Here is a 23,696-nt window from a genome sequence, read left to right on the forward strand (position 1 = left end):
GGCGGGGGGTTTCGCGCGCCCGCCCACCCCCCCTCTCTGGGTGGGGGCCCCGCGCGTGGTGGCAAACCCCTCCCCCCGGTGCCCCCCCGGGGGGCGGGCCCCCCCGGCCCGCCCGCCCCGCTTGAGCGTGCCGCCCCCTCTCGTTACCCTCCAGTAGGTACCCGTGGGCGCGGCCGGGAGGACCGGTCGGCCCGCGGCCACGAGGGAGGCGGCACGCCCATGTCCGCAGCGGAGCCCACCGAACAGAGCGGACCGGCGACTCAGCCGGGTCCCGGCCGGACCCGCCTCCCCGCCGCGAGCCCCCGGCCCGCCCCCGTACCGCCGCCGCTGCCCGGCCTCGCCGAGAGCGCGCGCCGCCTCGCCGCCTCCGCCACCACCTCCACCGCACTCGTCGCCGACGCGCTCGCCCGGATCGCGGCCACCCAGCCCACGCTCAACGCCTTCCGCCAGGTCCGGGCCGAAGCGGCCCTCGCCGAGGCGGCCGAGGCCGACCGCAGGCTCGCGGCCGGTGAGCGGCTGCCGCTCCTCGGTGTTCCCGTCGCCGTCAAGGACGACACCGATGTGGCGGGCCTGCCCACGCACTTCGGCTGCGACGGCGAACGGCCCCCCGCCACCGCCGACAGCGAGGTGGTCCGCCGGCTGCGCGCCGCCGGGGCCGTCATCGTCGGCAAGGCCAACTCCTGCGAGCTGGGCCAGTGGCCGTTCACCGAGGGCCCCGCCTTCGGCGCCACCCGCAACCCCTGGAACACCGCCCACACCCCGGGCGGCTCCTCCGGCGGATCGGCCGCCGCGGTGGCCGCCGGGCTCGTCCCCGCCGCACTCGGCTCGGACGGCGCCGGGTCCGTCCGCATCCCCGCCGCCTGGACGCACCTCGTCGGGATCAAGCCGCAGCGCGGGCGCGTCTCGGTCCACCCGCACAGCGACGCCTTCCAGGGCCTCACCGTCAACGGCCCGCTCGCCCGTACGGTCGCCGACGCGGCGCTGCTGCTGGACGCCGTCGCCGGAGCGCACCCCGCGGACCCGCACCGCCCGCCCGCCGTACGCGCCGCCGACGCCGCCCGCCGCGACCCGGGCCGCCTGCGCATCGCCCTGGCCTGGCGTCCCCCGCTGACCCTGACCCGCGCGGCCCCGCACCCCGAGGTGCGCCGGGCGGTCACCGCGCTGGCCGAGATCCTGGCCCGGCTCGGCCACCACGTCGAGGAGGCCCGCCCCCGCTACGGGCTGATCGGTCTCGCCTTCGTGCCCCGCGCCACCGCGGGCATCGCCGAGATCGCCGCCCGCCACCCCGAACCGGCCCTCCTCGACCCGCGCACCCGCAGCGCCCTGCGGACCGGGACGCGGCTCGGCGGGCGGGTCGTGCGGGCCGCCCGCGCCCGCGAGGTGCGCCAGCAGCGCAGGATCGGCGCGCTCTTCGACGTCTCCGGGTTCGATGTGCTCCTCACGCCGACCACGGCCGCTCCGCCGCCGCGGATCGGCAGGTTCGACGACCTCAGCGCCTGGCGCACCGACCTCGCGATGACGGCCGCCTGCCCGTACGCCTGGCCCTGGAACGTCCTCGGCTGGCCCGGCGTCGGCGTCCCGGCCGGATTCACCCGCTCCGGACTGCCCCTCGGCGCCCAGCTGCTGGGCCCCTCCCGCAGCGAGGAGCGGCTGATCGCGCTGGCCGCCCAGCTGGAGGACGACCGGCGCTGGCACGAGCACCGGCCACCCGTCTGACCGTACGGACCAGGGCGTCCGCCCGCCCTCGCCCTTCCGCCCGCTCCGTCCGTCCGGCCGGGCGCGGGTGCTCATCGCATCCCCGCGGTGCTGGCGGGGCGTACGGCACCCGGGCCGAAGCGGGCGCGGGCGCGGTCGGCCGCTGCCTCTATCCGGATGGCCCGGTCGTCGTCGGGGCCGAAGGACAGCTGCCGGGAGGCGTGGGCGGCGTCACCGAGTCCGTCCGCGCGCAGGGCGAGGGAGCGGACCCGGGCCCGCTGGAGCCCCAGAGCCCCGTGCAGGGCGTGTGCGGCGGCGCGGAGCCGGGGGTTGTGCGCGGTGGCCTCCGGGAGGGTTTGGCTGCGGGTGATCGACGTGTGTCCCGCGCGGTCGGCGTACCGGACGGTCAGGGTCAGCGCCCGGCAGGTCTGCCGCTCGTCGCGGAGGCGGGCGCCGAGCTGTTCGGTCAGATGGGTCAGGGCGGCCCGCTGCCGGGCGGCGTCGGACTCGTCGCGGCCGAAGCGGTGTTCGGCGTCGACCGTGCGCGGCGGGGCGCCGGGGCGGACCGGGGTGGCGTCGGTCCCGGTCGCGTGGTCGCGCAGTTCGCGCCCGGCGGCGGCGCCCAGGATGCGCTGGAGGGTGAGCAGCGGGGTGGCGGCGATCCGGTCGGCGGTGCGCAGGCCGTACGAGGCCAGGGTGCGGGCGGTGGCCGGGCCGACGCCGGGCAGCGCGGTGACGGGAAGCCCGGTGAGGAAGCGGGTGACGGCCTCGGGGTCGTCCGGGACGGTGCGGATGGCGCCGGGCTCTCCCCGGTGGGCGGCGAGCCGGGCGAGCAGCGGGTTGGGGCCGATGCCGACCGTCATGTCGAGGCCGTGGAGCGCGGCCGCGCGCATCCGGATCAGGGCCGCGAGCCCGGCGGCGTCGCGGTCGAAGTAGCGGGTGCTTCCGGACACGTCGGCGAGGGCCGCGTCCGGGGGCAGGGCCTCGGCGACGGGGGTGAACTCACCGACCATGCCGAGGAGTCGGCGGTAGGCGGGCTCCGGCTGCGGGGCGCCGAAGTGGAGGTAGAGGATCATCCCGGCTCACCCCGCGCTTCCGGGGCTCGCGTGGTGGAAGGACCGCCCGTCGAGCACGTCGAGTGCGGGCAGGGTGGCGGAGGCGGGGGTGCCGGGCGGCTGGAGGTCGGCCCAGGGGTGCAGGGCGTAGCCGTTCGGCTGGACGAGGGTCCGGTCCGGTCGGGCCGTGGGCGCGGCGGGCGCGGGGCGGGTGAGGCGGTCGGCGACGGCGGCGGGTCCGCCCTCGTGGTACAGGTCGATCAGCTCGGCCAGGTTCCAGGCGGCGGCGCCGGTGATGCTGAAGGCGCGCGGCGGACGGCGGGCGAGGGTGCCGCGGACCAGCAGCAGGCTGCTGTGGAACACCGTGTGGGCGCAGCGCGCGTGGCTGTCCTCGAAGAACGCCAGGTCGGACAGGCCGGTGGGGTCGTCCAGGGTGGCGAAGATGACGCGCTTGCCGGAGCGGATCGGCGGGGTCTGGGTGGCGACCTTGACCCCGGCGACCAGCACGGTCGCGCCGTGCCGGATGCCCGCCAGATCGGCGGCGGGGGTCGCGCCGATGTCGGCGAGCAGCGAGCGGTGTTCGTCCAGGAGGTGACGGGAGACGTCCAGGCCGAGGACGTCCAGTTCGGCGGCGAGCTGTTCGGACGCGTCCATGGCCGGCAGGCCCGTGACGGCGGCCGCGGTGCCCCCGTCCGCTTCGGCGCCGGTGTACTCCGCGGGCTCCATGGGGAGTTGGCCCGCGGGCGCGCCGCCCTTGCCGCGACCCGAGCGGTGCAGCTCGGCGACCTTCAGCAGCAGCTCACGGCTGGGGCCGAACGCGCCCAGCGCGCCCACCCGGGCCAGGCGTTCGGCCAGCGGGCGGCTGGGCCGGGCGCGTTCCCAGAAGTCCTCGACCGAGGCGTACGGCTGTCCGTCCGCGATACGCCCGCTCTCGGCCTCGGTGATGCCCCGCACCTGGGAGAGACCGATCCGCACCCCCCACTTACCGGACACCAGTTCGATTGTATGGGCGGAGCGGGAGCGGTTGACGTCCGGCAGCAGCAGCGGCACCCCGTGCCGCCGGGCGTCCGAGACCAGGACGCGCTTGTGGTACATCCCCGGGTCGTGCGTGAGCAGCCCGGCGATGAGGGCGGCCATCCGATGGGCCTTGAGCCAGCTCGACTGGTAGGCGGGCTGCGCGAAGGCCGCGGCGTGCGCCTTGGCGAAGCCGAAGCTGCCGAAGTTCTCCAGGATCCTCCACACGTCCCGGACCACCTGGACCGAATAGCCGCGCCCGCGGGCCCGATCGGCGAACCAGGCCCGGACCCGGCCCCGCTGCTCGGGGACGGACAGGGCGCGGCGGGCCTCGTCCGCCTTGCCCCGTTCGCAGCCGGTCAGCATCACCATGATCGCGATCACCTGCTCGTGGTAGACCACCTGCCCCTCGGTCTCCGCCAGGATGTCCCTCAGATCCTTGTGCGCGTAACGGGCCTCGGCCCTGCTGTCCCGGGCCTTGATCAGCGGATTCACCATGTCGGCCGCGACCGGTCCGGGCCGGAACAGGCTGATGTCGAGCGCCAGGTCGTCGAACGACCGCGGCCGCAGATTCCGTACCAGCTCCCGCTGTCCCGGGCTCTCCAGCTGGAAGGTGCCCAGGGTGTCCCCGGCGGAGATCAGGTCGTACGTGGCGGGGTCGTCCGGCGGCACCTGTGCGGGATCGTCCAGGTCGAGGGGTTCGCCGGTGACGCGTTCGATCTCGGCGGCCGCGTGCGCGAGCGCCGACTGCATCCGTACGCCGATGACGTCGACCTTCGGGTGCCCGGTGTCCTCGATGTCCTCCTTGTCGAACTGGGACATGGCGATGTTCTCCACGGTGGTCGGCGCCATCGGGGTGCGCCGGCCCAGCGCCGCGTCGGAGACGAGCAGCCCGCACGGGTGCATCGCCGCCTCGAACGGCAGCTCGTCGAGCGTCTCCACCAGCTCCCACAGCCGCCCGTGGTCCTCGGCGGCGACCTCGCGCAGCTCCGGCAGCTCGGCGAGCGCGGCCCGCACGTCCTTGGCCCGGATGTGCGGGAACGCCTTGCCGAGGCGGGCCGCCTCGTCCGGGGCCATGCCGCGGGCGCGGGCCACGACCTCGATCGCCCCGCGCGCCCGGTAGGTCTTGTACACGGCGAGCGTCGCCACCCGTTCGGCCCCGAACCCCTCCCGTACCGCCTGGTAGACCTCCAGGCGGCGGGCCGCCTCGACGTCCAGGTCGATGTCGGGCAGGGCCGAGCGGTGTTCGGACAGGAAGCGCTCCATCACCAGGCCGTGCGCCACCGGGTCGACCGGGCTGATCCCCAGCAGATGGGTGACCAGCGAGCCCACGGCGGAGCCCCGCGCCGCCACGCGGACGCCCAGGCGCTGGGCCCGGGCCGCGACCTCGGCGACGGTCAGGAAGTACCCCGCGAAACCGTGCCCGGTGATGATCCCCAGCTCCTCCTCCAGCCGCTCCCAGCGCTCCCCGTCCCGGTGGTAGCCGCGGTTCAGCATGCCCGCGGCGCACCGGTCGGCCAGCACCCGGTCCGCCGGTGCGTCGCTCGCGCCCACCAGTCCGGGCTCGGGGAGGTTCAGCCTGCCGAGCCCGAACGCGCCGCCCGGATCGACCACGCACGCCTCGGCCGTCTCCTCGGTGGCCGTGAGCAGCCGCCCTGCCTCCCCGCTCCGGCCGCCCGCGGCCTCCGCGATCCGTCCGGCGATCCGCTCCATCTCCCCGGTGTCCTTCAGCCACCGCTGCCCGCTGTCGAGCCGGGACGCGTCCCGGGCGTCGGTCGGTACCAGCAGGCGGGCGGAGTCCAGGATGTCGGCGACCTCGCCCTGGTCCGGGTCGGCGTAGCGCACGGCGTTGGTCAGCACGGGGGAAACCTGTTGGTCGGCGGCGAACCCCAGCATGCGTGCGGCCAGGCGCAGCGATCCCGGGCCGGTCCCGTGCCGCCCGTCCCAGGACGTCGCGATGCGCAACGACGGGCCGAACCGGGTCCGCCAGGGGCCCAGCAGGGCCGCGGCCCGGTCCGGACGTCCGGTCGCCAGCGCCTGGCCCACCTCGGAGTCCGCCCCGAGCAGGACGAACAGTTCGTCCCGCGGGCAGGACAGGTCCTCCCAGGTGACGCCCTGGTGCGACGCCGCCGTCACCAGACGGCACAGTTCGGCCCAGCCGCGTTCGGTCCGGGCCAGGAACACCGCGCGCTGCGGCGCCTCCGCGACGAACGCGCCGCCCCGGGCGGGGGTCCGCTGCCGTGCCGACGCCGCCGGACCGTACGCCGGTGCGCCGGGCACCGCCAGGTCGACGCCGAACAGCGGCCGGATCCCGGCCTCCGCGCACGCCTTGGCGAAGCGCACCGCGCCCGCCAGGGAGTCCCGGTCGGTCAGCGCGAGGGCGTCGAGGCCCCGCTCGGCGGCCCGCTGGGCCAGGGTGCGCGGGTGGCTGGCTCCGTACCGCAGTGAGTAACCGCTCGCGGCATGGAGGTGCGTAAACGACATACACACCTCCTGCTGCTCATGTCCCCCCTTCGGATGTTCTGGTCCGTCGGTCCGGTGTTCCTGGCGATGCGTCCGACCGGTTCGTACCGATCGGGAGAAGCACTCCACCTCTATGTTCGCATATTCGTTCGAATGTGCGAGCCGGGCCGCCGGGCCCGGCCCACCAGGGGCCATCCGCCGGGCGGCCGGTGCCGCGAAGCCGTGCGGGGGCCTTGTGGAGCCGCGGACGGCGAGGAGATATCTTGATGTCAAGCAATGTTGCAGACGTGGAGCGGAGCACCCGGTGACTGACTCGACCATCATCTATACGCACACCGACGAGGCCCCTGCCCTGGCGACCTATTCGCTCCTGCCCGTGATCGAGGCCTACGCCTCGACCGCGGGAGTCACGGTGGAGCGCCGCGACATCTCCCTCGCGGGGCGGATCATCGCCAGTTTCCCGGAGCGGCTGACGGCCGAGCAGCGTATCGATGACGCACTCGCCGAGCTGGGCGAGCTGGCCAGGACTCCCGGCGCGAACATCATCAAGCTGCCGAACATCTCGGCGTCCATCCCGCAGCTCAAGGCCGCCGTCGCCGAGCTCCAGGAGCAGGGCTACGCGCTCCCGGACTACCCGGACGACCCGCGGACCGACGAGGACAAGGACGTCCGCGCCCGCTACGACAAGGTCAAGGGCAGCGCCGTGAACCCGGTGCTGCGCGAGGGCAACTCCGACCGCCGCGCCCCCGCCTCCGTCAAGAACTACGCCAAGGCCCACCCGCACCGCATGGGCGCCTGGACGGCCGACTCGAAGACGAACGTCGCCACCATGGGCGTCGACGACTTCCGCTCCACCGAGAAGTCCGTGGTGATCCCCGAGGACGGCTCGCTCCGCATCGAACTGCACGGCGACGACGGCGCCACCACCGTGCTGCGCGAGTCCGTACCCGTCCTCAAGGGCGAGGTCGTCGACGCGGCCGTCATGCGCGTCGCCGCGCTGCGCGAGTTCTTCACCGCGCAGGTCGCCCGCGCCAAGGCCGAGGGCGTGCTGTTCTCCGTGCACCTCAAGGCCACCATGATGAAGGTCTCCGACCCGATCATCTTCGGCCACGCGGTCCGCGCCTTCTTCCCGGACACCTTCGCCAAGTACGGCGAGCAGCTGGCCGCCGCCGGACTCACCCCCAACGACGGCCTGGGCGGCATCCTCAAGGGCCTGGCCTCGCTGCCGGACACCGGCGCCGACATCCAGGCGTCCTTCGAGGCCGAACTGGCCGCGGGCCCGGCCCTCGCCATGGTCGACTCCGACAAGGGCATCACCAACCTGCACGTCCCCAGCGACGTGATCGTCGACGCCTCCATGCCCGCCATGATCCGCACCTCCGGCCACATGTGGGGCCCGGACGGCAACGAGGCCGACACCATCGCCGTCCTCCCGGACAGCAGCTACGCCGGTGTCTACCAGGCCGTCATCGACGACTGCCGCGCCAACGGCGCCTTCGACCCCGCCACCATGGGCTCGGTGCCCAACGTCGGCCTGATGGCGCAGAAGGCCGAGGAGTACGGCAGCCACGACAAGACCTTCGAGATCCCCGCCACCGGCACCGTCCGCGTCGTCGACGCGAGCGGCGCGGTCGTGCTGGAGCAGGCCGTCGGCGCCGGTGACATCTTCCGGATGTGCCAGACCAAGGACGCGCCGATCCAGGACTGGGTCAAGCTCGCCGTCACCCGCGCCCGCGCCACCGGCACCCCGGCCGTGTTCTGGCTGGACGAGGGCCGCGCCCACGACGCCAACCTGATCGCCAAGGTCACCACGTACCTCGCCGGCCACGACACCGACGGCCTGGACATCTCCGTCAAGTCGCCCGTCGAGGCCACCGCCTTCTCCCTGGAGCGCATCCGCCGCGGCGAGGACACCATCTCCGTCACCGGCAACGTGCTCCGTGACTACCTCACGGACCTCTTCCCGATCCTGGAGCTGGGCACCAGCGCGAAGATGCTCTCCGTCGTCCCGCTGATGAACGGCGGCGGCCTCTTCGAGACCGGTGCGGGCGGCTCGGCCCCCAAGCACGTCCAGCAGCTCGTCAAGGAGAACTACCTCCGCTGGGACAGCCTGGGCGAGTTCCTGGCCCTCGCGGTCAGCTTCGAGCACCTGGCCACCACCACGGACAACGCGCGGGCCCAGGTCCTCGCCGACACCCTGGACCGGGCGACGGGCACCTTCCTCAACGAGGACAAGTCCCCGAGCCGCCGTCTCGGCGGTATCGACAACCGCGGCAGCCACTTCTACCTGGCGCTGTACTGGGCCCAGGAGCTGGCGCGGCAGACCGACGACGCGAAGCTCGCCGAGGCGTTCGCCCCGCTCGCCAAGACCCTGGCCGAGCAGGAGGAGACCATCGTCGCCGAGCTGATCGCGGTGCAGGGCTCCCCGGCCGAGATCGGCGGCTACTACCAGCCCGACCCGGCCAGGGCCTCGAGGATCATGCGCCCGTCCGCCACGTTCAACCAGGCCATCGCCTCCCTCGCCTGACATGACGTGACCCGGGGGCGGTCCTGTCGCCCCCGCCCGTGTCCGCCCCGGACGGCCTTGCCGTCCGGGGCGGTTCGCGTCCGGTACCACTCGTACGGGTGGGGTTTGTGAGACGTACGGGCACGTGGGGCAATCCGGCGGGTCCCCGGCTCCGAATGAGGACCGTGAGGATCAACCGCACCGCCCTGACCCGTAACTCCCTCGCCGCCCTGAGCGGACTTCTCGCGGGATTCGCCTCCCTGACCGTCGCCGAACTCGTCTCGGCCGCCGTCAGACCCGAGGCGAGTCCCGTCACCGCGGTCGGCGGTGCGGCCATCGACCGGACGCCCGCCGGGGTGAAGGACTGGGCGATCCGCACCTTCGGCGAGAACGACAAGATCGTCCTCCAGCTCGGCATCGTCGTCACCCTCGCCCTGTTCGCCGTCGCCGTCGGCCTGCTGGCGCTGCGCTTCCGCCGTACCGGCTCCGCCGCCGTCCTGGTCTTCGGCGCGGTCGGCACGGCCGCCGCCGTCAGCAGGCCCGACTCCTCCGGGTTCACCGACGGGCTGCCGTCCCTGGTGGGCGCGGTCGCCGGGGCCGTCCTGCTGTACGTCCTCATCGGCAGGCTCACCATCCGGCGGGCCCACCCCGAGGGCGAGGAGAGCGGCTGGGACCGGCGCGGCTTCCTGATCGCCGCCGGTGCCGCGGCCGCGGCCTCCACCGTGGCCGGAGCGGCCGGCCGGACCCTGAACAGCCGCGGCGCCCAGGACGCCGTCGCCTCGCGCGACGCCGTACGGCTGCCCGCCCCCGCGTCGGCGGCCGAGCCGATCCCGGCCGGAGCACAGCCGAGGGCGCGCGGCATCAGCCCGTTCACCACCCCCAACAACAAGTTCTACCGGGTGGACACCGCCCTGGTCGTCCCCAAGGTCGACGCCAACTCCTGGCGGCTGCGCATCCACGGCAAGGGCGTCCGCCGGGACCTGGAGTTCACCTATCAGGATCTGCTGGACCGGCCCCTGATCGAACGTGAGATCACCCTGTGCTGCGTCTCCAACGAGGTCGGCGGCCCCTACATCGGCCACGCCCGGTGGATCGGCGTGCGCCTGGCGGACCTGCTGAAGGAGGCAGGCGTCAAGCCGCCCTCCCGGGGCGGCCCGGCGGACCAGATCATCGCCCGCTCGGTGGACGGCATGACGCTCGGCACCCCCGTCGAGGACGTCATGGACGGCCGGGACGCGATGCTCGCCCTCGGCATGAACGGCGAACCGCTGCCCTTCGTCAACGGGTTCCCCGTCCGGATGCTCGTCCCCGGGCTGTACGGGTACGTCTCGGCGTGCAAGTGGATCGAGGACATCGAACTGACCACGTTCGACGACTACGACGCGTACTGGGTGAAGCGGAAGTGGGCCCGCGAGGCCCCGATCAAGACCCAGTCCCGCATCGACACGCCCAAGCCCTTCGGCCGCCCCGAAGCGGGCACGGTCATGGTCGCCGGGGTGGCCTGGGCCCAGCACCGGGGCATCGAGAAGGTCGAGATCCGGGTCGACGAGGGACCCTGGCGGCCCGTCCAGCTCGCCGAGCAGGCGACCGTCGACACCTGGCGCCAGTGGACCTACCCGTGGAAGGCGACCCCCGGCGGCCACACCCTCACCGTCCGCGCCACCGACGGCACCGGCGAGACGCAGACCGAGAAGCGCACCAAGACCGTCCCGGACGGGGCCAGCGGCTGGCACTCGGTGGTCGTCACCGTCGACTGACGCTCCGCGGCGGCTAAGGGCTGTCCCTTAATCCCTGGCGGGCGCACGACGACAGCTGCGGCACCTCGCCGCGTTGTCGGAACGTCCGAATACATCCAGTATGCGGACGTCCCTCCGCCTTGCGATGCACCGCATCTGACGCCGCACGCTGATCCGCCAGGGATGACGGGACAGCCCTTACGGACCCGCCGGCGCCGGGGGCGGGGTCATCGCCCACCGGATCGTCCTGGTCAGCGCCTTGCCCGCGGGCCGTACGCAGACCTCCTCGACCCCCGGCGCCCGGGGCAGCCGCAGCGGCTCCCGGGCCCACGGCGGGAGACCGGCCACCGCGTTGGCGGCGAGGACGGCGTACGGGGGCCGGGCGGGCCACGGCAGCGGCGGGCGCAGCAGGATGAAGCGCGCCGCTTCCCGGGCCTGCCGGGTGCCGCGCAGCTCCGGGCGGTAGGCGGCGATACGGGCGGCCAGCCCCGCCCGGTCGCGCGGCGGGTCCGGCACACCGAGCGCGCGGGCCACCGTCGCCATGTCGTCGATGTACCCGTCGCACTCCGCGCCGTCCAACGGCCGCTGCCCGTACCGCTGGTGGGCCCACAGGAAGCTGTCCACCTCCGCGATGTGCACCCAGCACAGCAGGTGCGGGTCGGCCGCGTGGTACGGCTCCCCGGACGGGGCGAGCCCGCGCACCGACTCGTGCACGGCCCGCACCCGGTCCACGGCCTCCTGGGCGTGGACGGCGGTGCCGAACGTGGTCACCGCGAGGAACGTGCTGGTCCGCTGGAGCCGCCCCCACGGATCGCCCCGGTAGCCCGAGTGGCCCGCCACGGCGGCCATGGCGAGCGGGTGCAGCGACTGGAGCAGCAGGGCGCGCAGCCCGCCGATGAACATCGACGCGTCCCCGTGCACCCGCCGCACCGGCCGCTCCGGGCCGAACCAGCGGGGGCCCGGGGTCTGGTGGATCCGGGCCCGGTTCTCCGGCCCGGACGGCCCGGCCACCCGGGAGAACAGGCTCCTGCCGATCCGTTCCCGCACTCCGGGGCCTGGCCGCTCTGTATCCATGCCTCCCAGTATGCGCGGCAGTCGGCAGGGTGTGGACAGCCCTCAGGGCACCCGGGCCGTCCACTCGGGCGTGGCGAACTTGGTCCGTACGAGCTCCTCGGCGCGGGCCAGCTCGGCGGCGGTCACGCTGCCGGTCGTGAGGCCGTGGCGGCCGCGGAACGAGTCGATCATGCGCTCGATCACCGCCTGACGCGGCAGCCCCGTCTGCCGCCGCAGCGGGTCGACGCGCTTCTGCGCGGACCGGGTGCCCTTGTCGGACATCTTCTCCCGGCCGATCCGCAGCACCTCCAGCATCTTGTCGGCGTCGATGTCGTACGCCATCGTCACGTGGTGCAGCACGGCCCCCGGACCGCCGTCCGGCCCGACCACCCGCTTCTGCGCCGCACCGGCGATCTTGCCGACCTCGGTGGCGATGTCGTTGAGCGGCTGGTACCAGGCCTTGATGCCCATGTCCGCGAGCGCGTCGAGGACCCAGTCGTCCAGATAGGCGTAACTGTCGGCGAACGAGAGCCCCGAGACCAGCGCCTGAGGGACCGCCAGCGAGTAGGTGATGGTCGAGCTGGGCTCGGCGAACATCGCACCGCCGCCGGAGATCCGGCGCACCACGTCCACCCCGTGCCGCTCGACACCCGCCGGGTCGACCTCGTTGCGCAGCGACTGGAAGCTGCCGATGATCACGGCGGGGGAGTCCCACTCCCAGACCCGCAGCGTCGGCGGCCGCAGACCCGCCGCGACCTCGGCGGTGATCACCTCGTCGAGCGCCATGTGCAGCGCGGGCGACTGCGGAGCCTCGTGGATCAGCTGCCAGTCGTAGTCGGACCACTCCGTGGCCCGCGCCAGCGCCCGGCGCACGGCCACGGCGACGCCCTCCGCGCTCAGCCCGAGCATCACCGTGCCCGCGGGCAGCGCCGCCTCGATCCGGGCCGCGAGCCCGGCCGTGGCGGTGTTCGCCGGGGCGCCCTCCAGCGCCGCGTCGATGGCGAGGATCGCCTCGTCCGGTTCGAGGAAGAAGTCCCCGGCGACCCGGACGTCGCGCAGCGCGCCGCCCGCCACCTCCAGGTCCACCACGACCAGCTTCCCGCCGGGAACCTTGTACTCACCGTGCACGACGCCGCCTCCAGGTCTCTGTCCGCTCGTTGTCCGCTGGTCCGGCTCATCCGCGGCCGGGGTCCGGCCCGGCCGCGGATGAGCCGGACACATCCGTATACAACGCGCATCCCGGTGCGGATCATCCCGCACACGGCGTCCCCGGGGGACGGCCGCCGCCCGGCCCGGCACCCTCTAACGGTGGGTGAACTCCGGCGGACGCTTCTCGATGAACGCCTTCATCCCCTCCTTCTGGTCGGCCGTCGCGAACACCGCGTGGAACAGACGGCGTTCGAAGCGGACGCCCTCGGCGAGCGTCGTCTCGAAGGCCCGGTTCACCGCCTCCTTCGCCATCATCGCCACGGGCGCCGACATCCCGGCGACCGTGTCCGCGACGGCGAGCGCCTCGCGCAGCAGTTCCGCGTCCGGGACGATCCGGGAGACCAGACCGGCCCGCTCGGCCTCCCGCGCGTCCATGGTCCGGCCGGTCAGGCAGAGGTCCATGGCCTTGGCCTTGCCGACCGCCCGGGTCAGCCGCTGGGAGCCGCCGATACCGGGGATCACCCCGAGCCGGATCTCCGGCTGCCCGAAGACGGCCGTGTCCGAGGCGATCAGCACATCGCACAGCATCGCCAGCTCGCACCCGCCGCCCAGGGCGTAGCCCCGTACGGCGGCGATCGTCGGGGTACGCAGCTGCCCGAGCCGGTCCCAGGCGGTGAACCAGTCGCTGAGATACATGTCCGTGGAGCTCCGCGGCTGCATCTCCTTGATGTCCGCCCCGGCCGCGAACGCCTTCTCGCCGCTGCCGGTGATGACGACGCAGCCGACGTCCGGGTCCCGGTCCAGCTCCTCGGCCGCCGCCACCGTCTCCCGCATGACCGCGAGGCTCAGCGCGTTCAGCGCCGCCGGCCGGTTCAGGGTGAGCAGGGCGGTACGGCCCCGGCGTTCGACGAGGATGGTGCGGTACGGGCCCGGGGTGGCCGTGGGCTCGCTGTGCTCGCTCATACGCCGGTGCCGCCTTCCTGCGGTGCGGTGGTGGGGGACGAGGCGGCCCGGATGGCGCGGACGATCCCGGAGAAGTCCTGGTCGGCTCCCGCGCCCTGCGCGAACCGCTCGTACAACTCGGCTGCGCGCAGACCCAGTTCGGCGTTGACTCCGCCCGCGCGCAGCGCGTTCGCGGCCAGCCCCAGGTCCTTCGCCATCAGGGGCGCGGCGAACCCGGGGCGGTAGTCCCGGTTGGCCGGGCTCTCCGGAACCGGCCCGGGGACCGGGCAGTTGACGGTGAGCGCCCAGCACTGACCGGACGCCGCCGAGGCCACGTCGAACAGCGCCTGGTCGGACAGGCCGAGGCTCTCCGCGAGGACGAACGCCTCACTGACCGCGATCATCGAGACGCCGAGGATCATGTTGTTGCAGATCTTCGCCGCCTGCCCGGCGCCCGCCGCCCCGCAGTGGACCGCCTTCCTCCCCATTGCGGACAGCAGCGGCCCGGCCTCCGCGAACGCGGCCTCCTCGCCTCCGGCCATGAAGGTGAGCGTGCCCGCGGCCGCCCCCACCACCCCGCCGGAGACCGGGGCGTCCAGCGAACGGTGACCGGCCGCGGCCGCCGCCGCGTGCGCGGCCCGGGAGTCGGCCACGTCGATGGTCGAGCAGTCGACGAACAGGGTGCCGGGGCGGGCCGCCGCCAGCAGCCCCTCCTGCGCGTACAGGGACAGCACATGACGGCCCGCGGGCAGCATCGTGATCACCACGTCGGCGACCGCGGCGGCCTCGGCGGCCGACCCCGGCCGCTCCACCCCGCTCTCCACGGCGGCGGCCAGACACGTCTCCACCAGGTCGTGGCCCAGCACCCGGTATCCGGCCCGGACGAGCCGGGCGGCCATCGGCCCGCCCATGTGGCCCAGTCCGACGAAGGCGACAGTCGTGGTCACCAGGGCACCTCCTGCGGTGAGCCGGCCGCGGCGAGGGACAGCCCCGCGTCGTCGGCCGGTGCGAAATAGCGGGCCACGTCCGTGTCCGTGACCTCCGCCGGCGTCCCCGGCCGCCAGCGCGGGTCGCGGTCCTTGTCGATCACCTGGGCGCGGATGCCCTCCACCAGGTCGGGTGAGGTCAGCGCCGCGCACGAGACGCGGTACTCCTGCTCCAGCACCCGTTCCAGCGGGCCGAGTTCACGGGCCCGGCGCAGCGAGGCGAGCGTGACCTTCAGCGCGGTGGGGGAGCGGCCGAGCAGCGTGGCGGCCGCCTCCTCCGCCGCCCGGACGCCGGAGGCGAGCAGCCGGTCGAGGATCTCCTCGACCGTGTCGGCGGCGTAACAGCGGTCGATCCAGGCCCGGTTGTGCTCCAGCACCCCGGGCGGCGCCTCCCGGACATGGCGGGGCAGCACCTGGGCCGGGGCCTCGGTGCGCAGTGCGGCGAGGAAAGCGGCCAGCTCGTCCGCCGGGACGAAGTGGTCGGCCAGCCCGCACAGCAGCGCGTCCCGGGCCCCCACCACCGCACCCGTCAGGGCGAGATGGGTGCCCAGCTCGCCGGGGGCCAGCGCCAGCAGGTAGGTCCCGCCGACATCGGGCACGAAGCCGATGCCCGTCTCCGGCATGGCGATTTCGGACCGCTCGGTGACGATCCGGACGCTGCCGTGCGCCGAGACGCCGACCCCGCCGCCCATCACGATGCCGTCCATGACCGCGACGTACGGCTTCGGATAGCGGGCGATCCGGGCGTTGAGCCGGTACTCGTCGCGCCAGAACGCGGCCGACGCCGTCCCGCCCGCGCGGGCGTCCTCGTAGATCGCCCGGATGTCGCCGCCCGCGCACAGGCCGCGCTCCCCGGCCCCGGTCAGGACGACGGCCGACACCCCGGGGTCGTGCTCCCAGCCCTCCAGGGCCGCCGCGATCGTCCTCACCATGGCGTGGGTCAGGGCGTTGAGCGCCTTCGGCCGGTTCAGGGTCACCACGCCCGTACGCCCCTCGACGCCCAGCCGTACCAGCTCCTCGCTCATCGCAGGGCTCCCGTCAGGCTCCGGGCCACCATCACGCGCATGATCTCGTTGGTCCCTTCCAGGATCTGGTGGACCCGCAGGTCCCGGACGATCTTCTCGATGCCGTACTCGGCCAGATAGCCGTAGCCGCCGTGCAGCTGGAGCGCCCGGTCGGCCACCGAGTAGCCGGTGTCGGTGGCGAAGTGCTTGGCCATCGCGCACAGGTGCGGGGCACCGGCCACGTTCCGGTCCAGCGCCTCCGCGGCCTGCCGCACCAGCGCTCGGGCGGCGGCCAGTTCGGTCGCCATGTCGGCGAGCCGGAACTGCAACGCCTGCGCGTCCAGCAGCCTGCCGCCGAAAGCCTCCCGGTCCGCGAGATGGGCGAGGCTGCGGTCCAGAGCGCTCTGCGCGCCGCCCAACGAGCAGGCGGCGATGCCCAGTCGGCCACCGTTCAGCCCGTTCATCGCGATGCGGAAGCCGTCGCCCTCCCGGCCCAGCAGCCGGCCGGCCGGGACGCGGACCCCGTCCAGCAGGACCTGCCGGGTGGGCTGGGCGTTCCACCCCATCTTCTTCTCGTTGGCCCCGAACGACAGCCCGGCGTCGTCCCGTTCGACCAGGAACGCGGAGATCCCGCGCGCCCCGTCCTCGCCGGTGCGGGCCAGCACGATGTAGAGGTGCGAGGCACCCGCTCCGGAGATGAACTGCTTGGTCCCCGTCAGCACGTAGTGGCCGCCGTCGCGCACCGCGCGGGTGCGCAGCGCGGCGGCGTCGGACCCCGCGCCCGGCTCGGTGAGGCAGTAGCTGCCCAGGGTCTCCATGGTGCAGAGCGTGGGCAGGTAGTGGCTCCGCTGGGCTTCGGTGCCGTACCGGTCGACCATCCAGCCGACCATGTTGTGGATGGACAGATAGCCCGCGATCGACGGGCAGCCGGTCGCCAGGGCCTCGAAGACGAGGACCCCGTCCGAGCGGGTCAGCCCCGAACCGCCGAGGTCGTCCCGGACGTAGACGCCGCCGAGGCCGAGCCCGGCCGCCTTGCGCAGCACGTCGACGGGGAAGTGCTTGTCCTGGTCCCAGGCCACGGCGTGCGGGGCGAGGTGCTCCTGGGCGAAGTCCAGGGTCGTCTCGACGACGGCGAGCTGGTCGTCGGTGAGGAGCGTGGTCACGGCGCTCATCCCGTGGTCGGAATCGTGAAGCTGGCCCCGTCCCGGACGCCCGAGGCGGGCCAGCGGGAGGTGACGGTCTTCGTACGGGTGTAGAAGCGGATGGCGTCCGGGCCGTGCTGGTTCAGGTCCCCGAAGCCGGACCGCTTCCAGCCGCCGAAGGTGTGGTACGCCACCGGGACCGGGATCGGCACGTTGACGCCCACCATCCCGGTGTCCACGCGCCGGGTGAAGTCGCGGGCCGTGTCGCCGTCCCGGGTGAACAGCGCCACCCCGTTGCCGTACGGGTGCTCCGAGGGCAGCCGCAGCGCCTCCTCGTAGTCGGCGGCCCGGACCACGCAGACGACCGGACCGAAGATCTCCTCCTGGTAGATCCGCATCTCCGGGGTGACCCGGTCGAAGAGCGTGGCGCCGGCGAAGAACCCTTCCTCGTGCCCCTCCAGGGTGAAGCCGCGCCCGTCCACGACCAGTTCGGCGCCCTCCTCGACCCCCAGGTCGACATAGCCGCGCACCCGGTCCACCGCGTCCCGGCCCACCAGCGGCCCGAAGTCGGCCTCCGGGTCGTCCGAGCGGCCGATGCGCAGTCCGGCGATCCGCTCGGCGAGCCGGGCGACCAGCGCGTCGGCGGTGGCCTCCCCGACCGGCACCGCCACCGAGACGGCCATGCACCGCTCGCCCGCCGAGCCGTACCCGGCGCCGATCATTGCGTCCACCGCCTGGTCCAGGTCGGCGTCCGGCATCACGATCATGTGGTTCTTCGCCCCGCCGAAGCACTGCGCGCGCTTGCCGTGGGCGGCGGCCGTGGCGTAGATGTGCGCGGCGACCGGCGTCGAGCCGACGAAGCCGAGCGCCTTCACGCGCGGGTCCTCCAGCAGGGTGTCCACGGCCTCCTTGCCGCCGTTGACGACGTTCAGCACCCCGGGCGGAAGCCCCGCCTCCAGGAACAGTTCGGCCAGCCGCAGCGGCACCGAGGGGTCCCGCTCCGAGGGCTTGAGGATGAAGGCGTTGCCGCAGGCCAGAGCGGGCGCGGCCTTCCACAGCGGGATCATCGCGGGGAAGTTGAACGGGGTGATGCCCGCGACCACGCCGAGCGGGCGGCGCAGCGAGTGGACGTCGATCCCGGCGCCCGCGTTGTCGCTGAACTCGCCCTTCAGCAGGTGCGGGACGCCCGCGGCGAACTCCACCACGTCCAGTCCGCGGGCGATGTCGCCGTGCGCGTCGGCCACGGTCTTGCCGTGCTCGCAGGAGAGGAGCCGGGCCAGCGAGTCCTTCTCCTGCTCGACGAGTCGCAGGAAGCGCAGCAGCACCCGGGCGCGGCGCTGCGGGTTCCACTCGCCCCACGCGCGCTGCGCCTCGACGGCGTCGGCGACGGCCGCCTCCGTCTCGGCACGGTCGGCCAGGGGAACCCGGGCCTGCACCCGGCCGGTGTTGGGGTCGAAGACGTCGCCGAAGCCGCCCGAGGTACCGGACGTGTGCTTGCCGCCGATGAAGTGGGTGAGTTCGCGGACCATGGAAGCCTGCTCTCGTCGGTGAGATCGCCAGGTGAGATCCGGGGATGGCGCACGGGCCCGCCGGGCCGCGGCGCACCGGTCGGATGCGCGCGGACGCGGACGGACTCGCCGTCAGGGGGACGCGGAGGGCGAAGGCCGTCAGGGGGCGGGGAGAACCGCTCGCCGGGACGTGCCTGCGGGGCCGTGGGTGCGGACCGGTGCCATGCGTGTCTGCTCCATCCTCGTGGAAACACGGAACAACCCGCGGCCGGTATCCTGACTCCCGGATCAGCGCGCGTCCCCTGCCTTCCCGACGGCCTACGCTCCGTCAGTGGCGGGTCCTGCGAGGACGAACTCCCCGGTCACAGTGGCGGGACCGCGCCGGAATCGCACCGGCTTCCCTGACACCGCGGGCCTTCGGAGCACCCGACTGCACATCGGGCACCCCTCTGCCCCGAACATATAGTTGGACGTCCTAGTAAGTCCACCCCGCCCCTGGTGTGTCCACCGGATCAGTGGCGTGCCCGCGCCACCTGGCATGATCGGCGCACATGGCGGACGCGGACACGACGGGCACGGCAGACATGGCAGACATGGCGGAGAACAACGCGGCACCCCGGCACATCCTGGTCATCGGCATGGGCGCCGGCGACCCCGACCACCTGACCCTCGCCGCGGTGAAGGCGATGCGCCGGGCCGAGGTGTTCTTCGTCCTGGGCAAGGGCCGGGAGAAGGAGTCGCTGACCCGGCTGCGGCGCGACATCCTGGACGAACACCTCACCGGCCCCTACCGGGTCGTCGAGGCCGAGGACCCGTGGCGCGACCGCACCCAGGACGACGGCGCGCGCTACACCTCGGCCGTGCACGACTGGCGCCACCGGCGGGCCGACATCTGCGAACGCCTGATCATCGAGGAACTGGCACCGGGGGAGTGCGGGGCGTTCCTGGTGTGGGGCGACCCGTCCCTGTACGACAGCACCCTCGCGATCCTGGAGGACATCCGGGACCGGGGCACGGTGGATTTCGGCCATACGGTGGTCCCGGGCATCAGCAGCGTCTCCGCCCTCGCGGCCCGGCACCGCGTCACCCTCAACCGGGTCGGCCGCCCCATCCACATCACCCCCGGCAGGCGCCTCGCCCAGGGTTTCCCCGAGGATGACGGCGACATCGTGGTGATGCTCGACGGCCACGAGACCTTCACCCAGCTGACGGGGCGCGGCCTGTGGATCCACTGGGGCGCCTACATCGGCACGCCCGACGAGATCCTGGTCTCCGGACCGCTCGACGAGGTCGCCGGGCGGATCAGCCGGCTGCGGGCGGAGGCCCGCGAACGGCACGGCTGGATCATGGACACCTACCTGCTGCGCCAGAGCACGGAGGAGACGGACCGTCCGGCAGCGGGCGCGGACGGCGCCCCGGGCTGACCGGCTGCCCGCGCCGGCCGATGGGCGGGCCCGCGCGCCCGGCGCGCGCCGCACCGGAGCGCGGCCGTGACGAGGCGGGGACCGGATCCCGTCCGGGGGCGTGGCGAGGCGGCGAGCGGGGCCGTGCGAGGTGCGGGCCTGGGGTGGCCTCCGCACCTCGTCGTCGGACCGGCCGGGGTCAGCGCCGGGACTCGTACTCCCGGATCACGCCGAGGCCGTGACCGAGGCTCGGGCACTCGGCGCTCAGATCGTCACCCCGCACCAGGTAGTTGTTCACCCGGCCGTCCGACGGCCGCTCGACGGCGCGGTACTGCGTGCCGTTCACGGTGATCGTCCAGTCGTCGCCGTCCTGGGCCCACCCGACTGTCTTCTTCATATGGCGTTTCCGTTCCTCGATCGGCCCCGCCGGGGATCGGAGGGGCCGTGTAGTGGGAAGAAGAACGGCCTGTGACGCTCCGTGGTTCCGTCTTCCCCTACGCCATTCGGTTACATCTGGGTCACTGTCCCCGCACGCCCCGTGCGGCACACACCCACGCGCTGACGGACCACCAGGTCAAGGGCGTGCTCAGGGGGTCGGTCGCCGTGGGAACCTGGCGTCGCGTCAGACTTCGGAGTCGCGTACCGGCAACTTGGGCCCCTGGTAGGCGAAGTGGCTTTCGCGGCCAATGGGAGGCCCCGTCCGCCGCACGTCAGTAGTTAGGTTAGCCTAACCAGCGAATCGCGGTGGTGATCTTCCCGCCACCGACGCCGCCCCGCGTGCGGAACGCCGACCCCGCACGACCCGCCCCGCACTCCGACCGAAGGGCCCCGCCATGCCGCGTGCTTCGCTCCCGCCTCCCGGTGGACCTGCCCCGGAGCGCGGGGCGCGAGGCGCGGGCGCCGACGGGCCGTGGGACCTCGCGGGCGGGGTGCGGGGGCCGGACCGCCTCCGGGAGCTGACCGCGATCGTGCTGGACACCCTGGACACCGGCGCGCGGACCCGGGGCGGGCCGTTGCCCGCCGGGGGCCCGGAGGCCGTATCACGGCTGACCGCCGCCCGCTGCACCCCGGTCCTGCCCGAGGAGGGGGTCGGTTCGGAGGCCGCGCTGAGGGACCTGGTCCGCGCGGTCACCGAGGGGGCCGCCGACCCGGCCGACCCGGCGTGCGTCGCCCATCTGCACTGCCCGCCGCTCGCCGTCGCCGTCGCGGCGGAGCTGGCGGGCGCGGCGCTCAACCCGTCCATGGACTCCTGGGACCAGGCGCCCGCCGCCGGAGTGATCGAGGAGCTGACCACCGCCGCGCTCGCCCGGCTCGTCCACCCGGCGGCGGCCGCCCCCGACGCGCTGATCACCAGCGGCGGGACGGAGTCCAACCTTGTCGCCCTGCTCCTCGCCCGGGAACGAGCGGCGGCGACCACACGCCCCCTGCGGGTGGTGACCGGGGCCAACGCCCACCACAGCGTCCACCGCGCCGCCTGGATGCTCGGGCTCCCCACCCCGGCCGTCGTCGCCTGCCGCGACGGCCGCGTCGACCCCGCCGCCCTCGACGGCACCCTCCTCGGGCTCGCCGGGGAACCGGTGCTGGTCGTCGCCACCGCCGGAACCACCGACGAGGGCCGGATCGACCCGCTCCCGGAGATCGCCCGCATCACCCGCAGATACGCCGCCGAACTGCACGTCGACGCGGCGTACGGCGGGCCCCTGCTGTTCAGCGACCGCCTCGCACCGCGCCTCGCCGGTCTTGAGCACGCCGTCTCCGTCACCTTCGACCTGCACAAGCTCGGTTGGCAGCCGGTCGCGGCCGGGGTGCTCACCGTCGCGGATACCGGCCGCCTGGCGCCCCTGTCCCTGCGTACCGACTACCTCAATGCCGACGACGACACCGAGGCCGGGCTCCCCGACCTGTTGGGCCGCTCGATCCGCACCACCCGACGCCCCGACGCCCTCAAGATCGCGGCCACCTTCCGGGCGCTGGGACGCCGGGGACTGGGCGAGCTGGTCGAGGCCTGCGTTCGTACGGCCCACGCGTTCGCCGACGCGATCGACGCCCGGCCCGCTCTGCGCCGCCGACCCGGTGAGATCGGCATCAGCACCGTACTGTTCCGCCCCGCCGTCGCCGACACGCTGCCCGACCGGGCCGGGGACGCCGTGGTCGCCGCCGTCCGCCGCACCCTGCTCGCCGAAGGGACCGCGGTGCTGGGCCGGGCGGTGGCACAGGACGACGACGGACACGCGCGGCTCTGGCTCAAGGCCACCCTGCTGCACCCGGACGCCGCCACGGCCGAACTGCTGCCGCTCCTCGATCTCGTCACGGACGCGGCGGAACGCGCCCTGGCAGAAAGCGTTCTGACGGAGAGCAGGGCGACGGAGGACCCCGCGGCGGACGGCGGGCCCGGGGGCGGCGGTAGCGGCGGCCCGGTGGCGGAAAGGCTGTCGCCATGACGCTGACGAAGCGGTCGACGAAGCAGTCGACGCAAGGGCTGACGAAACGTACGAACCTCGTGGGAGGAACCCGATGACGTCCGGACCGCGCACGCCACCGCTCGACCTGCTGGGAGTGGGCGCGGGCCCCTTCAACCTCTCACTCGCCGCGCTGGCCGACGGGGTACCCGGCCTGCGCAGCGCCTTCCACGAGCAGCGGGCCGCGTTCCAGTGGCACCCCGGGCTGCTCATCGAGGGGGCGACCCTGCAAGTACCCTTCCTCGCCGACCTGGTGAGCCTTGTCGAGCCCACCAGCCCCTGGTCCTACCTCAGTTACCTCAAGACCCGTCGTCGGCTCTTTCCGTTCTACTTCGCCGAGCGCTTCCACATCCACCGCTCCGAGTTCGACGCCTACCTGCGCTGGGTGAGCACCGAACTCCCCTCCACCCGCTTCGGGCACCGCGTGGACACGGTGTCCTGGGACGCCGGACAGGGGGCGTTCGCGGTGGAGTTCACCCGCTTCGGACCGGAGGGCGAGGCACCCGCGACCGGGCTCACCCATGCCCGTAACCTCGCCCTCGGCGTCGGGACCGCCCCGTACGTCCCCGAGCCGCTGCGGGCGCTGGCGTCGGACCCGGCGGCCCTCGTCTGCCACTCGGCGGACTACCTGGGCCTGCGCGAGAAGCTGCTGACCGCCCGGCACATCACCGTGGTCGGCTCCGGTCAGTCGGGCGCCGAAGTGCTGCTGGACCTGCTGCGCTCCCGGCCCGAGGGGGCGGAGGGCCTGACCTGGCTGGCCCGTACCCCGGCGTTCGCGCCCATGGAGTACAGCAAGATCGGCCTGGAGCAGTTCACCCCCGACTACACCCGCTACTTCCACGGGCTCCCGCAGGCCACCCGGGACCGGCTGCTGCCCCGCCAATGGCAGCTCTACAAGGGGGTCAGCGGGGACACGCTCGGGGACATCCACGACGAGCTGTACCGGCGCAGCCTCGGTGGCGACTGGCCCGACGTGACCCTCACCCCCGGCATCGAGGTCACCGGTGCGGCGGTCACCGGCGGACGCGTCGAACTGAGCGTCGAGCACGGCCAACAGGAGGCCCGGGGGCGGCTGACCACCGACGCGGTCGTCCTCGCCACCGGTTACCGGGAACGCCCCGTGGACACGCTGCTCGCCGCGCTCGACCCGTACATCGCCCGCGACCACGCCGGACGCCCCGAGGTGGACGAGGCCCAACGGCTGCTCCTGGCCCCGGAGATCACGGGTTCCGTCTTCGTACAGAACGCGGAGCGGCACACCCACGGGGTCGGGGCGCCCGACCTGGGCCTGGCCGCCTGGCGTTCCGCCGTGATCGTCAACGCGCTCACCGGCAAGGAGACGTACCCGCTGCCGGACCGGACGGCGTTCACCACGTTCGGCCTTGGCGCCGCGCAGGACCGTGGGGCAGACGGTGAGCGGATACCGCACGGGTCCGCCGGGGAGCGGCGGTAACGGTTCGAGGCCGTCAACGGTCGCGGGGGAATGGCGCTGGGCCGCGCGGTGGGGTGCACCGTGCGGCCCAGGTCCGGATCCGGGGTTGGGGTCCGGGTTGGTTGTGTGGGGGTCAGTTCTTGCGGGTG

The 23,696-nt window shown here is 73.9% G+C and carries 16 protein-coding genes and 1 riboswitch; of the genes, 6 read left to right on the top strand and 10 right to left on the bottom strand.

Annotated elements, in window-relative coordinates; all coding sequences use genetic code 11:
* Positions 1-219 precede the first annotated feature (219 nt).
* Positions 220-1,716, top strand: coding sequence for an amidase (locus tag ACIRRU_RS29990; RefSeq protein WP_403685576.1), 1,497 nt, complete (start codon positions 220-222; stop codon positions 1,714-1,716).
* Positions 1,717-1,787: 71 nt separating this feature from the next.
* Here the strand turns inward: ACIRRU_RS29990 and ACIRRU_RS29995 are convergent, their stop codons facing one another.
* Both ACIRRU_RS29995 and dnaE read right to left on the bottom strand, forming a co-directional pair.
* Positions 1,788-2,771, bottom strand: a complete 984-nt coding sequence (locus ACIRRU_RS29995; protein ID WP_403685578.1) for a hypothetical protein — start codon at positions 2,769-2,771, stop codon at positions 1,788-1,790.
* Between the two features lie 6 nt (positions 2,772-2,777).
* Positions 2,778-6,248, bottom strand: coding sequence for a DNA polymerase III subunit alpha (dnaE, locus tag ACIRRU_RS30000; RefSeq protein ID WP_403685580.1), 3,471 nt, complete (start codon positions 6,246-6,248; stop codon positions 2,778-2,780).
* A gap of 283 nt (positions 6,249-6,531) precedes the next feature.
* Here dnaE and ACIRRU_RS30005 point away from each other — a divergent pair, with 283 nt between their 5' ends.
* The gene (locus tag ACIRRU_RS30005; protein WP_403685581.1) at positions 6,532-8,754 is read left to right on the top strand and encodes an NADP-dependent isocitrate dehydrogenase; all 2,223 of its coding nucleotides are present in this window, start codon (positions 6,532-6,534) and stop codon (positions 8,752-8,754) included.
* A 155-nt stretch (positions 8,755-8,909) separates the two neighbouring features.
* Positions 8,910-10,490, top strand: a complete 1,581-nt coding sequence (locus tag ACIRRU_RS30010) for a molybdopterin-dependent oxidoreductase (protein ID WP_403685582.1) — start codon at positions 8,910-8,912, stop codon at positions 10,488-10,490.
* Between the two features lie 177 nt (positions 10,491-10,667).
* Here the strand turns inward: ACIRRU_RS30010 and ACIRRU_RS30015 are convergent, their stop codons facing one another.
* The 7 genes from ACIRRU_RS30015 to ACIRRU_RS30045 form a co-directional block, all read right to left on the bottom strand.
* Positions 10,668-11,543: an oxygenase MpaB family protein gene (locus ACIRRU_RS30015; RefSeq protein WP_403685584.1), complete on the bottom strand. Its 876-nt coding sequence runs from the start codon at positions 11,541-11,543 to the stop codon at positions 10,668-10,670.
* A 42-nt stretch (positions 11,544-11,585) separates the two neighbouring features.
* Positions 11,586-12,650, bottom strand: coding sequence for a biotin/lipoate A/B protein ligase family protein (locus tag ACIRRU_RS30020; RefSeq protein WP_403685586.1), 1,065 nt, complete (start codon positions 12,648-12,650; stop codon positions 11,586-11,588).
* Positions 12,651-12,824: 174 nt separating this feature from the next.
* Positions 12,825-13,634, bottom strand: a complete 810-nt coding sequence (locus ACIRRU_RS30025) for an enoyl-CoA hydratase (protein WP_403685587.1) — start codon at positions 13,632-13,634, stop codon at positions 12,825-12,827.
* Entirely contained in the window at positions 13,631-14,560 is a 930-nt protein-coding gene (gene mmsB, locus ACIRRU_RS30030; protein WP_403685589.1) for a 3-hydroxyisobutyrate dehydrogenase, read from the bottom strand. The genes ACIRRU_RS30025 and mmsB overlap by 4 nt, the downstream gene beginning before the upstream one ends.
* The gene (locus tag ACIRRU_RS30035; RefSeq protein WP_403685591.1) at positions 14,557-15,624 is read right to left on the bottom strand and encodes an enoyl-CoA hydratase/isomerase family protein; all 1,068 of its coding nucleotides are present in this window, start codon (positions 15,622-15,624) and stop codon (positions 14,557-14,559) included. Before ACIRRU_RS30035 ends, mmsB begins: the two co-directional genes overlap by 4 nt.
* The gene (locus ACIRRU_RS30040; RefSeq protein WP_403685592.1) at positions 15,621-16,775 is read right to left on the bottom strand and encodes an acyl-CoA dehydrogenase family protein; all 1,155 of its coding nucleotides are present in this window, start codon (positions 16,773-16,775) and stop codon (positions 15,621-15,623) included. The genes ACIRRU_RS30035 and ACIRRU_RS30040 overlap by 4 nt, the downstream gene beginning before the upstream one ends.
* Positions 16,772-18,274, bottom strand: a complete 1,503-nt coding sequence (locus ACIRRU_RS30045) for a CoA-acylating methylmalonate-semialdehyde dehydrogenase (protein ID WP_403685593.1) — start codon at positions 18,272-18,274, stop codon at positions 16,772-16,774. Before ACIRRU_RS30045 ends, ACIRRU_RS30040 begins: the two co-directional genes overlap by 4 nt.
* A 227-nt stretch (positions 18,275-18,501) precedes the next feature.
* Positions 18,502-18,680, bottom strand: a riboswitch (cobalamin riboswitch).
* A gap of 166 nt (positions 18,681-18,846) precedes the next feature.
* Between ACIRRU_RS30045 and cobF the strand changes: the two genes are divergently transcribed.
* Positions 18,847-19,677 (top strand): precorrin-6A synthase (deacetylating), encoded by an 831-nt coding sequence (gene cobF, locus ACIRRU_RS30050; RefSeq protein ID WP_403685599.1) that lies wholly within the window; start codon positions 18,847-18,849, stop codon positions 19,675-19,677.
* Positions 19,678-19,855: 178 nt separating this feature from the next.
* Here cobF and ACIRRU_RS30055 read toward each other — a convergent pair whose 3' ends face one another.
* Positions 19,856-20,053 (bottom strand): hypothetical protein, encoded by a 198-nt coding sequence (locus ACIRRU_RS30055; RefSeq protein ID WP_403685594.1) that lies wholly within the window; start codon positions 20,051-20,053, stop codon positions 19,856-19,858.
* A gap of 436 nt (positions 20,054-20,489) precedes the next feature.
* Here ACIRRU_RS30055 and ACIRRU_RS30060 point away from each other — a divergent pair, with 436 nt between their 5' ends.
* Positions 20,490-22,097, top strand: coding sequence for a pyridoxal phosphate-dependent decarboxylase family protein (locus tag ACIRRU_RS30060; protein WP_403685596.1), 1,608 nt, complete (start codon positions 20,490-20,492; stop codon positions 22,095-22,097).
* Positions 22,098-22,170: 73 nt separating this feature from the next.
* A complete protein-coding gene (locus ACIRRU_RS30065) occupies positions 22,171-23,568 on the top strand; it encodes a lysine N(6)-hydroxylase/L-ornithine N(5)-oxygenase family protein (RefSeq protein ID WP_403685597.1) in 1,398 nt (465 codons plus the stop codon).
* Positions 23,569-23,696 lie beyond the last annotated feature (128 nt).

It is taken from the genome of Streptomyces sp. NPDC101181, assembly GCF_044767975.1.
GTDB lineage: Bacteria > Actinomycetota > Actinomycetes > Streptomycetales > Streptomycetaceae > Streptomyces.

Coding starts and splice junctions, on each gene's coding strand:
- ACIRRU_RS29990 (WP_403685576.1), top strand. CDS start 220: ATGTCCGCAGCGGAGCCCACCGAACAGAGCGGACCGGCGACTCAGCCG.
- ACIRRU_RS29995 (WP_403685578.1), bottom strand. CDS start 2,771: ATGATCCTCTACCTCCACTTCGGCGCCCCGCAGCCGGAGCCCGCCTAC.
- dnaE (WP_403685580.1), bottom strand. CDS start 6,248: ATGTCGTTTACGCACCTCCATGCCGCGAGCGGTTACTCACTGCGGTAC.
- ACIRRU_RS30010 (WP_403685582.1), top strand. CDS start 8,910: ATGAGGACCGTGAGGATCAACCGCACCGCCCTGACCCGTAACTCCCTC.
- ACIRRU_RS30015 (WP_403685584.1), bottom strand. CDS start 11,543: ATGGATACAGAGCGGCCAGGCCCCGGAGTGCGGGAACGGATCGGCAGG.
- ACIRRU_RS30025 (WP_403685587.1), bottom strand. CDS start 13,634: ATGAGCGAGCACAGCGAGCCCACGGCCACCCCGGGCCCGTACCGCACC.
- ACIRRU_RS30035 (WP_403685591.1), bottom strand. CDS start 15,624: ATGAGCGAGGAGCTGGTACGGCTGGGCGTCGAGGGGCGTACGGGCGTG.
- ACIRRU_RS30040 (WP_403685592.1), bottom strand. CDS start 16,775: ATGAGCGCCGTGACCACGCTCCTCACCGACGACCAGCTCGCCGTCGTC.
- ACIRRU_RS30045 (WP_403685593.1), bottom strand. CDS start 18,274: ATGGTCCGCGAACTCACCCACTTCATCGGCGGCAAGCACACGTCCGGT.
- cobF (WP_403685599.1), top strand. CDS start 18,847: ATGGCGGAGAACAACGCGGCACCCCGGCACATCCTGGTCATCGGCATG.
- ACIRRU_RS30055 (WP_403685594.1), bottom strand. CDS start 20,053: ATGAAGAAGACAGTCGGGTGGGCCCAGGACGGCGACGACTGGACGATC.
- ACIRRU_RS30060 (WP_403685596.1), top strand. CDS start 20,490: ATGCCGCGTGCTTCGCTCCCGCCTCCCGGTGGACCTGCCCCGGAGCGC.
- ACIRRU_RS30065 (WP_403685597.1), top strand. CDS start 22,171: ATGACGTCCGGACCGCGCACGCCACCGCTCGACCTGCTGGGAGTGGGC.